Genomic DNA, 9,211 nt, shown 5'->3' on the forward strand with positions numbered 1-9,211 from the left:
CCCGATCTGCGCGGTGGTTCAGGCGGCGGTGGGGCCTGAGCTGCCGGGGCTGGCGTGCCAGAGCCGCCTGGGCGGTTCGGTGACGGCTGGGCCGATGTCGGAGTAGGGCGAGAGCCTGAACCCGTTGGGATATTCGATGGCGCGGCCCCCGACCCCCGCGAGTTCCTCCTCGGACCGGGCGATGGCGGCACGGACCGCCTCGATGCCCTGGGAGCGCAGGAGTGCGTCCAGATCCACCAGGTTCCAGCAGTCGATCGCGCGTACCGACACCGCCCGCGTGCCCGTGCGCCTGACCACTCCCCTGGCCAGCATGAGCCACGAGCCGAACACGATCGAGGCGCACCGCCCCTGCACCGACTCGAAGAACGTCAGGTCGACCGGCCCCGTCGAGTCGTCGAGCGTGGCGAAGATGACCCTCTTGCCCGAGCGCACGGCCGGCGTCTGGGTCGCCACCTTGACGCCCGCGACCAGCACCTCCGTGCCGTTGCGCTGGGCGAGCAGGTCTCTGGAACGTACCACTCCGAGCGCGTCGAGCAGCTCGTCGTGGAAGCTGATGACGTGCCGGCTGACGTCGATGCCGAGGATCTCCAGCTCGGCCTCGACCATCTCCGTCTCCGTCATCTCGGGCAGTTCGCCCGGCGGGAGGTGCTCGCCGAAGCCGAGCGGGAGCTGCACGGACGGATGTTCCTCCCGGGAGGGCGGGGGCGCGTAACGTCTGGACTTGTGCGGGCCGGCCCGCACGCCGGTCCCCGAGGCCCGCTGGAGCGCTCCGACCTGGGCGATCAGGTCACGGCGGGTCAGCTCACCCGGACGCCAGCGGGGCCCGCCCGGGTGCAGGTCGTGGAGCGCGTCCAGGCCGCCGACCTGGACGATCCGCTCGATCGTGGGCCGGGAGGGCCGGGCGCGGTCCCAGAAGTCGGCCAGCGAGGTGTACGGCTGCCCGGCGACCATGCGTTCGACCTCCGCCTCACTCACCCCCTTGACCGCCGAGAACGGCACCCGCAACGCGTACCCCTTGCCGATCTCCTCCTGGCGGAAGCCGCGCCGCCCCGCCGGGCCGTCACCCAGCTCGGACGGGCGCACGCGCACCCGCACGCGCGGCCCGAGCCGCTCGACCTGCCAGTCCTTGCCCGACCTGTTGACGTCGAGCTGCAGGATCTTGATGCCGCACTGCCTGGCCTCGTCGATGATGACGCGCGGCGGATACATGCCGGGCTCGTGGGTGAGCACGCCGGCGAAGAACGCCGCCGTGTGATGCCGCTTCAGCCAGGCCGACTGGTAGGTGGGCAGCGCGAACGCCGCCGCGTGCGCCTTGCAGAACCCGAACGCCCCGAACGCGTCCAGCACTTTCCAGGCCCGTTCGACGGCCGCGTCGCCGAAGCCGTTGGCCCTGGCCAGGGGCACGAACGTCCGGCGTACCCGCTCGCGCCCCTCCGGGGTGTCCAGGGTGCGCCGCAGCAGCTCGGCGAACGACAGGTCGCGCCCGGTCATCACGGAGATGATCCTGAGCACCTGCTCGTGGAACACCACGACGCCGTGCGTCTCCTTCAGCGCCTGCCGCAGCCTCTCGTGCGGGTAGTACGGCTTGCGCCACCCGTGCCTGGCCTCCAGGTAGGGGGTGACCATGTCGGAGTTGACCGGCCCCGGGCGGAACAGCGAGATGTCCACGATCAGGTCGTGCATCCTGCGCGGCTCCAGCTTGGCGACCAGCTCGCGCTGGCCGGGCGACTCGATCTGGAAGCAGCCGAGGGTGCGGCCGGCGCTGATCATGTCGTAGGTGTCCTGGTCGTCGTGGGGGACGTACTGGGCCTCCGGGTCGTCCCCCTGCTGGGTGTCCAGCTCGACCACGACGTCGTCGACCCGCTTGATCTCGCCCAGCGCGTACGCCAGCGCCGACTGCATCCGCACGCCCAGCACGTCGAGCTTGAGCATCCCGGCCTCCTCGACGTCCTCCTTGTCGAACTGCGACATCGGGAACTCCAGCAGGCTGCGCTCCACCGGCGTCCTGTCGCGCAGCCCCGCGTTGCCGACCAGCACGCCGCACGGGTGCAGCGCGATGTGCCTGGGCAGGCCGTCGAGCTTCTCCGCCAGCCGGAACACCCGCTCCAGCCCCGCGTCGCCGAGCCGGCTCTCACGCAGCTCGGGCAGGTCGTTCAGCGACGCGGTGATCTGCTTGGCCCTGATGTGCGGGAACGCCTTGGCGATGGCGTCGATCTCGTGCGGTGGCAGGCCCATCGCACCGGCGACGTCGCGGATGGCGCTGCGCGCCCGGTAGGTCTCCATCATGGACACGCAGGCCACGCGCGCCTCGCCGTAGCGCTCGAAGATGGCCTTGTAGCAGTCGAGGCGGCGGGCCGACTCGACGTCGATGTCGATGTCGGGCAGCCCGATGCGGCCCTCCGACAGGAACCGTTCCATGAGCAGGCCGTGGTCGAGCGGGTTGACCTCGCCGATGCCGACGAGGTAGTTGACCAGGCTGCCCGCTCCGGAGCCGCGGATGGCGCAGCGGACGCCCATGCCGCGGATCATGTCGGTGATGCCGGCCACGGCGATGAAATATCCGGACAGCCGCTTCCGCTCGATGATGGCCAGCTCGTCCTGGAGGCGCCGCCTGGCGTCGGCCGAACGGTCGAGGCCGCGCGCGAGCAGGCCGTCCTCGACCCGGTGACGCAGCAGCGGCACCGGGTCACGGCCGATCTCGGGCAGGTGCAGGTCGGGCGGGTCGTTCCGGAGCGCGAGCAGCCTGCGGGGGTCGATCGCGCACGCCTCGGCCAGCCGCCGGGTGGTGAACAGCAGCTTCGCGACCCGTTCCTGGTCGGCGCCGCAGACCTTGGCCGCGACCTGCCTCATCTCCTTGCCGCTCTTGAGGTAGGCGTGCGAGGTGGTGCGGTCGAGGTGGCGAGGGTGCAGCGGGACGAGTTGGCGGGCCGCGTCGAGGACGTCGCCGACCTGGTGGTCGGCCGGGTCGAGGTAGCGGGTGGCGTTGGTCAGCACGGCCGGCACACCCACGGACTCGGCCAGCGCGAGCATGCGCACGGCCGTGATGGCGTCGCGGAAGCCGTACTGGTCGACCAGCTCGATCACCACACCGGGCACCGCGGCCCGCCACAGGCCGAGCAGCGTCCTGGCCTGCTCGTCGCGGCGTTCCGCCACCGCGCGGCCCACGTCGGACCTCGGGCCGAGCAGCACCACGAGCCCGTCCTCGGCGCCGAACCCGTGCTCGCCGCCCGGCTCGCCCGCCCACTCGCCGGCCAGCTCGCGGGTCAGCCTGGGCTCGCCCCGCCGAGCTCCGTCACCGGCGTGGTGGGCGGCCGTGACCAGGCGGCACAGGCGGGACCAGCCGCGCCCGCGGGCCAGCACCGTGACGCGGTCCTCCGCGCCGGGGCCGGTCCGGGGACGGCGGGGCGGCGGCAGCCCTGGCAGCAGGCTGGGCGGCGGGACGTCGAGCGCGAGGTTCACGCCGAGCACCGGCGCGATGCCGGCCTCCGCGCACGCCTGGACGTGTTTGATCGCGCCGTAGAGCCCGTCGCGGTCGGTCAGCGCCAGGATGTCCATGCCGTGCTCGGCCGCCCGGCTCACCAGCGCGCGCGGGAAGGCGGTGCCGTAGCGCATGGAGTAGGCCGAGCACACGTTGAGGTGCGGGAACGGGGGCGCCATCAGTCCCACGCCCTCAGCAGCAGCCAGCCGTTGCCCGCGGTGTCGTAGCGCAGCTCGTAGGAACCCACCTCGCGGCCGGGGCCCGCCTCGACCCGCCAGAACCGGCGCTCGCCCGGATCGCCCTCGTTCGTCTTCCACCATTCGCGCGCGACCACCCAGTGGTCGAGGATCCGGCGCACGAGATAGAGGCGGTCGCGCCAGACGAACTGGGTCGGCTCGCCGTCTCTGGTCCACACCTCTATCGGATCGCCATAGAGTCTGCTCAAGACGCTTCTCCCCGCCGGCTCTGGTCTGTATGTGGAGCCGCCCGGGGGAAGGCGGGCGCTTACCTATCGAACATATGTTCTCAGCGCCCGGAACGCAAGTCGTTCACCCTGCCCCCGAGGCTGCCCTTCTTCCCTCGTACGGGGGGAAGGGAACGCCGTGGCGCGTGCCGGCGAACACGGGTTCCGTACGGGTCTGCGCCGAACGGGCCGGGATCGGTAAGCTAGCGCGGCGTGAGCGGTGAAACATCCCAGATCGGGCGCTACCGGCTGCTGAACGTGCTGGGCCGAGGCGGGATGGGCACGGTCCACCTTGCCGAGGACCCCACCGGGCAGCGGGTCGCCGTCAAAGTGATCAACCCGGAACTCACCCAGCACGAGCAGTTCCGCATGCGGTTCCGGCGCGAGGCCGACGCGGCCCAGCGGGTGCGCAGGTTCTGCACCGCCGCGGTGATCGAGGCCGCTCTCGACGGCGACCAGCTCTACGTGGTCACCGAATACGTGCCGGGCCCCAACCTGGAGGAGGCCGTACACCGCTCAGGACCCCTCCGCGGGTCCAGCCTCGACGCGCTGGCCGTCAGCGTCGCCACCGCGCTCACCGCCATCCACGGCGCCGGGGTCGTGCACCGGGACCTCAAGCCGTCCAACGTGCTGCTGTCCCCCGTCGGCCCGCGGGTGATCGACTTCGGCATCGCGCGGGCCCTCGACACGCTCGGCGGCGTCACGGGCACGGGCGAGCTGGTCGGCACGCCCCGCTACATGGCTCCCGAGGTGCTGAGGGGCGATCCGGTCTCCCCCGCCTGCGACGTGTTCTCGTGGGGCTGCCTGGTGGCGTACGCGGCCAGCGGGCGGGCGCCCTTCGGCGGCGACACGCTGCCGGCGATCGTCTACCAGGTGCTCAACACCGAACCCGACCTCACCGCCGTCGAACCCGGCCTGCGCGAGCTGGTCGGGGCCGCGCTGCGGAAGGACCCGGCGGCCAGGCCGACCGCGCAGCAGCTGCTCGACCACCTCGTCGGACGGTCGGCCGCTCCCGAGCAGGCGGCGCAGACCGTACAGGTGACCTGGCAGCAGGCCGCCACCGCCGCCTACACCGCCGTGCGGCCGGGCGCGGCGGAAGGGCGCGGCAAGCTGATCGCGGGGATCGCGGCGTCCACGGCGCTGGTCGTGGCCGGCGGGCTGACCGCGTGGACGCTGCTCGGCTCCGACGGGCCGCCCGACGACCTGCGCGTCCTCTACCGCGAGGACTTCACGCAGACCACCGGCGGCTGGAACGGCACCTACGACCCGGACCAGAGCTCCAGCTACGGCTACCGCACGGACGGCACCTACGGGCTGGACGTGGAGAAGTACACCGAGGAGCGCTGGGCGGAGGCACCCATCCCCTTCCTCATCGCCGAGCCCACGACCACGCCCGACCCGTCGGCCACGCCCACGCCGATGTTGCCGTCGTCCGTCGTGGTCGCCGTCACCTCCGAGGTCGAGAAGGCGGAGGGCGCCGGCGAATACGGCGTCTACTGCCACAACCCCGAGGACGACACCTACTACGAGTTCGGGATCGACACGAAGGGACAGGCCAGGATCCGGCGCATCTTCGACGGCGCCGGCGGCACGCTGGCCCAGCCCGTGCAGGTCGACGGGCTGCCCGGCAAGCCCGCCCGCATCGTGGCGTCGTGCGAGCAGCGGGGGACGACCGTGCGGCTGACGATGTGGGTGAACGACCAGCGGGTGCACCAGGTGGACGACCCCAACGGGATCGGCAACGGCAATGTGGGGTTGTTCGCGCGTACGGCGAAGGACGGCACGTCACTGCTGAAGACGACGTTCGACGACTTCGAGCTGCGCGCCCACCAGGAGCCCTGAGCGCGCGCTCGGACGACGCCGGCCGGCGGGCGCACTTCGCCCGTGGCCCGGCTCAGAGGACGCCGGCGCGGGCGGCGGCGAGCGCGGCGTCGGCGGCGCGGTCGACGTCCTGCTCGGTCGCCGGCTCGTGCGCGACGAACAGCCGGTAGTAGACGGGGGCGACCGCGACCCTGATCACCTCGTGGACGTCCACGTGGCCCGGCAGCTCGCCCCGCGCGACCGCCCGCCGGACCACCTCGGCCGACTGCTCGTGCCGCGCCGCGAAGAACTCGTGCAGCGCCCGCGCCGCGTCGGGGCTCTGCATGGCGGCCGCCACGAACGCCGACGAGACCGGCCCCAGCTCCGGATCGTCGAACCCGCTGCGCACCAGCTGGACGATGCCCCGCAGGTCACCCTCGATCGAGCCGGTGTCGGGGATCGGCCACGGCTCGTCGGTGGCCAGGTCGAGAGCGTCGGAGATGAGCCCCGCGACGTTGCCCCACCTCCGGTAGACCGTCGTCTTGTGCACCCCTGAACGCTCGGCGACGTTCTCCACCGTCAAGCCCGCGTAGCCGTGCTCGCCCAGCTCGGCGAGCGTCGCCCGGCGTACGGCGTCGCGCACGCGCGCGCTCCGCCCGCCCGGCCGCTTGTTCGACTGCAAAATCTACTCCAGTTGCATTAGCTTCCCCGGCGTGGCACACTAAAGCTACATCAGTTGCGATTGGAGTTCTATCCTGATCAGCCTCCGCAAGGTTTCCCACTCCTACGGCGACCGCGCCGTGCTCGTCGACGCGTCCATGTCCGTGGGCCCCGGCGAGCGGGCGGGCGTCGTCGGCGACAACGGCTCGGGCAAGTCCACCCTGCTCCGGCTGCTGGCCGGGGTCGAGACGCCCGACGACGGCGAGGTCACCGTGCCGGACGACGCCGGCTACCTCGGCCAGACGCTCGACCAGACGTTCGGCCGGACGCAGGGGCTGCCGCAGTCCCGCACGGTCCAGCAGGTGATCGACGCCGCACTGGCCGGCCTGCGCGCCATGGAGCGCCGGATGCGCGAGCTGGAGTCCTCGCTCACCGACGACGTCATGGACGAGTACGGCGAGCTGCTCACGGCGTACGAGGCGCGCGGCGGCTGGCACGCGGACGCGCGCGTGGACCGGGCCTTTCACGGCCTCGGCCTCGCCCACGTGGGCCGCGACCGCGTGTTGTCGAGCCTGTCGGGCGGCGAGCAGGCGCGGCTCGGCCTGGCCTGCGTACTGGCCGCCTCGCCCCGGGTGCTGCTGCTCGACGAGCCGACCAACCACCTCGACGCGTCGGCGCTCGCCTGGCTTGAGGACCGCCTGCGCGAGCACCGGGGCACGGTGGTCGCCGTGTCCCACGACCGGATCTTCCTCGACCGGGTGGCCACGGCGGTGTTCGAGGTCGAGCGGGGCGCCGTCACGCGGTTCGGCGGCGGCTACACCGGTTTCCTCGCCGCCAAGGCGGCGGCCAGGGCGCGCTGGGAGCAGTCGTACGCGGCGTGGCGCGAGGAGGTGCGCCAGGTGCGCGAGCACGCGGCCACCACGGCGCACCGGGTGGCCGCGGGGCGGGTGATGCGCGACAACAACAAGATGGCCTACGACCGGAACGCGGGGCGGGTGCAGAGCTCGATCGCGAGCCGGGTCCGCAACGCCCACGAGCGGCTGCGCCGGCTGGAGGCCGACCCGGTCCCCCGCCCGCCGGACCCGCTCCGTTTCCGCGGCTCGTTCGACGGCCCGCCAGGGGCGACGGCGGGCGAGCATGACGGCACGGCGGGCGAGCCGCGGGCGACGACGGGCGAGCATGAGGGCGCGGCGGGGGCGACCGCTCCCTCCGCGCCGGCCGGTGCCACCGCCGGCGAGCGTGGGGATGCGCCGGCCCGCGTGGTCGTGGAGTTGCGGGACGTACGGGTCGGTGACCGGCTGCGGGTGGACGCGCTGACGATCAGGGCAGGTGACCGCCTGCTGGTCACGGGCGCCAACGGCGCGGGCAAGTCCACGCTGCTGCGGACCATCGCCGAGCACGCCGGGTGCAGGGCCGGGTGCAGGGCCGGGTCCACAGTCGGGTGCAGGGCCGGATGCACAGTCGGGTGCAGGGCCGGGTGCGCAGTCGGGTGCAGGGCCGGGTGCGCAGTCGGGTGCAGGGTCGGGTTCCTTCCGCAGGAGGTCGCGTTCGACCCGGACCAGACCGTGCTGGACGCGTACGGCGCCGGCTACCCCGACGAGCGCCGGGACGCCCTGCTGGCCACCGGCCTCTTCCGGCCGCACACCCTCGACCAGAAGGCGGGCGCCCTGTCGGTCGGGCAGCAGCGCAGGCTGGCGCTGGCCAGGCTGCTGGGGCGGGAGCACGACCTGCTGCTGCTCGACGAGCCGACCAACCATCTGTCACCGGTGCTGGCCGAGGAGCTGGAGCAGGCGCTCGACTCCTACGACGGCACCCTCGTCGTGGTGTCACACGACCGGGCTCTCACCCGGCGTTTCCGAGGTAACGAGATCGTCCTCATGGGGGGAACCATATGTTGACCATGATCAGTGCCGGCTCTCCGTACGGCATCACGACGGGGGCGGACGGAGCCCTGTGGTTCACGCTCGCCCACGAGGGACGTGTCGGGAGGCTGGTGCCCGGTCAGGAGCCGGCGATCCACCAGCTCGACCCGGCCGACGGCCAGCCGACCGTGATCACGCCGGGTCCCGGCGGGGCCCTGTGGTTCGCGGAGGGCAAGGGCGGCCGGGTCTGCCGCATCACCGCCGGCGGGCAGGTGACGGCCTACCCGGCCGACTCCCCCTACGGCATCGTCGCGGGCCCCGACGGCGCCATGTGGTTCACCCAGATGCAGAGCGGCAGGATCGGGCGCGTCGCGGCCGACGGGACGCTGAGCGAGTTCGAGGTGCCGGTGGAGGGCGGCATGCCCGCGTTCCTCACGGCGGGTCCCGACGACGCCCTCTGGTTCACCCTCAACCAGGGCAACGCCATCGGCCGCGTGTCGATGGAGGGCAAGGTGACCGTTCACCCGCTCCCCACGGAGGGCGGCGCGCCGGTGGGCATCACGCTGGGCCCCGACGGGGCGCTGTGGTTCGTGGAGATCGGCGCGGGTCAGGTCGGCCGGATCGACACCGCGGGCGGCATCCGCGAATTCGCCCTGCCCGACCGGGAGGCCCGCCCGCATGCCATCATCACCGGCCCCGACGGCGCCCTCTGGTTCACCGAATGGGCCGCCGGCCGCCTCGGCCGCATCACGACCGACGGCGTCATCGACCACCATCCGCTCCCCCGCCTGCCGGACGGGCCGGACGGACCACGCAGGAGCGAGCCGCACGGGCTGACGGCCGGGCCCGACGGGGCGATCTGGGTGGCCCTGGAGGCGGGCGCCCTGGCCCGCGTACCGATCTGACCGGGGTCGTGAGCCGGCCGGCTCGGGGCGTCCGCCTCCAGGG

General features: G+C 72.9%; 5 protein-coding genes and 2 pseudogenes. 4 read left to right on the plus strand and 3 right to left on the minus strand.

Annotated elements, in window-relative coordinates; all coding sequences use genetic code 11:
• Window positions 1-18: 18 nt before the first annotated feature.
• On the minus strand, window positions 19-3,657 hold the full coding sequence (locus E1295_RS33700) for a DNA polymerase III subunit alpha (protein WP_181958083.1): 3,639 nt from the start codon (window positions 3,655-3,657) through the stop codon (window positions 19-21).
• Window positions 3,657-3,923: a DUF6504 family protein gene (locus E1295_RS33705; RefSeq protein WP_132636847.1), complete on the minus strand. Its 267-nt coding sequence runs from the start codon at window positions 3,921-3,923 to the stop codon at window positions 3,657-3,659. Before E1295_RS33705 ends, E1295_RS33700 begins: the two co-directional genes overlap by 1 nt.
• A gap of 231 nt (window positions 3,924-4,154) precedes the next feature.
• On the opposite strand from E1295_RS33705, the gene E1295_RS33710 reads away from it, so the two are divergent.
• A complete protein-coding gene (locus tag E1295_RS33710; RefSeq protein WP_246080657.1) occupies window positions 4,155-5,783 on the plus strand; it encodes a serine/threonine-protein kinase in 1,629 nt (542 codons plus the stop codon).
• 52 nt (window positions 5,784-5,835) lie between these two features.
• On the opposite strand, the gene E1295_RS33715 is transcribed toward E1295_RS33710, so the two are convergent.
• On the minus strand, window positions 5,836-6,423 hold the full coding sequence (locus E1295_RS33715) for a TetR/AcrR family transcriptional regulator (protein ID WP_425465377.1): 588 nt from the start codon (window positions 6,421-6,423) through the stop codon (window positions 5,836-5,838).
• A gap of 136 nt (window positions 6,424-6,559) precedes the next feature.
• On the opposite strand from E1295_RS33715, the pseudogene E1295_RS52630 reads away from it, so the two are divergent.
• From E1295_RS52630 to E1295_RS33725, 3 genes and pseudogenes are all read left to right on the plus strand, one after another.
• Window positions 6,560-7,048, plus strand: a pseudogene (locus tag E1295_RS52630) (ATP-binding cassette domain-containing protein); the annotation flags it as partial.
• A 579-nt stretch (window positions 7,049-7,627) separates the two neighbouring features.
• Window positions 7,628-8,299: pseudogene (locus E1295_RS52635) on the plus strand (ATP-binding cassette domain-containing protein); the annotation flags it as partial.
• Window positions 8,293-9,168: a virginiamycin B lyase family protein gene (locus E1295_RS33725; protein ID WP_166427529.1), complete on the plus strand. Its 876-nt coding sequence runs from the start codon at window positions 8,293-8,295 to the stop codon at window positions 9,166-9,168. The pseudogene E1295_RS52635 and the gene E1295_RS33725, both read left to right, overlap by 7 nt.
• Window positions 9,169-9,211 lie beyond the last annotated feature (43 nt).

This window comes from Nonomuraea mesophila (assembly GCF_004352805.1).
GTDB classification, from domain to species: Bacteria; Actinomycetota; Actinomycetes; order Streptosporangiales; family Streptosporangiaceae; genus Nonomuraea; species Nonomuraea longispora.